At 39.2% G+C, this 2,359-nt stretch carries 1 pseudogene and 1 CRISPR repeat array; the pseudogene reads left to right on the top strand.

From position 1 onward, the window contains the following. Positions 1–1,056 (top strand): annotated as a pseudogene (locus H6G41_RS34425) (hypothetical protein); the annotation flags it as partial. 332 nt (positions 1,057–1,388) lie between these two features. Further along, positions 1,389–2,001: direct repeats of the CRISPR family, unit length 36 nt; unit sequence GTCTCCACTAACCATGTGGAGGCGCATAATTGGAAA. Positions 2,002–2,359: the final 358 nt, after the last annotated feature.

The raw sequence follows: 2,359 nt of genomic DNA, 5'->3' as shown, positions 1-2,359 counted from the left end.
AAAGATGAAGGTTTAGATAACTGGGAACAAGCTCTCAAGTTAGTTCAACAAGAATTATCAATATCGACTTTAGATATTAAACCCATTGATAATATATACGTTAGTCATCAAGCTGGTACACCTGCCATTTCATCTGCTATTCAATTTGTCAGCTTGGCAAAATTTGGTAAAAAGGTGAAATTCTTAGTATCAAATGAATATGAACCAGAGAATACCCGCTTAATTACTAGTTCTAATTATTTACGGGGTATTCAACTCCAAGAAGCAAAAGTTTTATTAGAACGGTTTGATTATTCAGGAGTAGAAAGTTTATTAAAAGCTTACTGGTTCGATTCTCCAAGTCCACAAGAACAAAAACTTAGAGAATTACTTAAAATAGCTATTCAATGGAATTTTGCAAATTTTTATGAGTTTGCCAAAGGTTTAGGAGAAGCAGCCCAAGAACGTTTAAAAACTTGGTGGTGGACTGGCTATGAATCGGCTTATTTAGCTGTGGTACGCTTGGAACAAGGTAACACTGTCGAAGCATTATTTCATAGTTTCCGCGCTGTAGAAGGATTAATTTGTAAATGGGCTGAACACGAGTATAAAAACCATATTCAATATAAACCAGATGGCTCACCAGAAATTAAAAGTAGCATATCAAGAGATTTACCAAATTATCTCAATCGCCTTTATCCTAATATACAAGACCAATTAAGAAGACAAGGTAAGACTGGTCTTTATAGTGAATCACTTTATCAGTTATTACAAACAGCAAAACCAGAATGTCAAAATCCTACTCACATTATGAGTGTAGTTTGGGGTAAAGCGAGAAATAACAGAAATCCTCTATTTCATAGATTACTAGGTTTGCAAGAGCAAGAAGTTTTTGAGGCTTGGGATACTAAAAATAAAGATGCTTGGAAGAATAAGGTGTTAAGTTGTTTAAATTTTGTTGCTAAACAGAGCTTTACGTCTTTACAAAAGACTAGTCTGATGTATCAATTACATCAAGATTTAAAGCAAGCGTTGATTGATTATGAGTCACAGGCTTTCAGCGATTTGAATGTTTAAGTAAATAATTTGAATTTGCTATTCTATGATTTATGGAGATTCGATCGCCAACGACATCACCTAACAACACTACCTAAACTGCGCGAACCAGGAGGTGTATTTATCGAACGCTTGTTATATAACCGCTAAAGGCTTATCAGCTATAGCTTTTGAGTATTTTAGGTAAAAATGAGGTTCGCGCAAACTCTGTAATCTATACCAGGAATGTGTTTGAGGTAATTTTGATGCAAGGAGGACTTGACAAGCGATCGCGCAAACTGTACTTTTTTACTCTATCCGCGCAAACTGGTCTTGAAAGTCTTGTATATCAAGCCTTCTGGACTCCAACAGTCGTCTCCACTAACCATGTGGAGGCGCATAATTGGAAAAACGTGACCGCCTCGCGGTAAAGGGCTGTGAACTGGTCTCCACTAACCATGTGGAGGCGCATAATTGGAAAAAGCGATATTCAAGGTTTTGTAACCGAACTCAACGGTCTCCACTAACCATGTGGAGGCGCATAATTGGAAAAGCAGTACTGGGGGTACGCGATCGCGTCGATTGGGGTCTCCACTAACCATGTGGAGGCGCATAATTGGAAAATTCCTAAAGTTGAGAGACACAATTATTTGCTCTTAAGGTCTCCACTAACCATGTGGAGGCGCATAATTGGAAACGAAAAGTAACTTTCGCATCTGTCCGACATATTCAGTCTCCACTAACCATGTGGAGGCGCATAATTGGAAACAAACTGCATTTGTGGTTGTTCTGCTGGTTCCCCTCCCGTCTCCACTAACCATGTGGAGGCGCATAATTGGAAAGAGATCGAAGATGCGCAGAAGCTTACAACCAAGGATTGTCTCCACTAACCATGTGGAGGCGCATAATTGGAAAGGGTTCGCTGTAACCGTTCACCAAAAAAGCCCCCGAGTCTCCACTAACCATGTGGAGGCGCATAATTGGAAACGGCGATCGCCATAAGCCATCGTGGTATAGTCTCCAGTAACAACATGGAGACTTTTGCATAAAAATCGTCAATCGCATCACAAATAGACGATTTTCTAATCTTCACCAACAATAATAAAAATACAGCAAATTGCAACTTGGTGAGGTACAGATAATTGTTGATTGTAGGGGCATTGGCACTGCCATGCCCCGAAGCGCGTACCTCATTTACCTGAAATATGCTGTATCATACCTAAACGTAATGGTAATTTACGAGTATTAAAAATACCAACAGTACGCGATCGCATTGTTCAACAAGCCCTATTAAATGTATTTTATCCCGTGATGGAGGCGAAATTTTCTAGTGCGAGTTTTGCCT

Origin of the sequence: Tolypothrix sp. FACHB-123, assembly GCF_014697075.1 — a bacterium.
Lineage (GTDB): Bacteria > Cyanobacteriota > Cyanobacteriia > Cyanobacteriales > Nostocaceae > Aulosira.
Note: the sequence above shows the minus strand (reverse complement) of the source record. Positions and strands in the feature narration are given on the sequence as shown.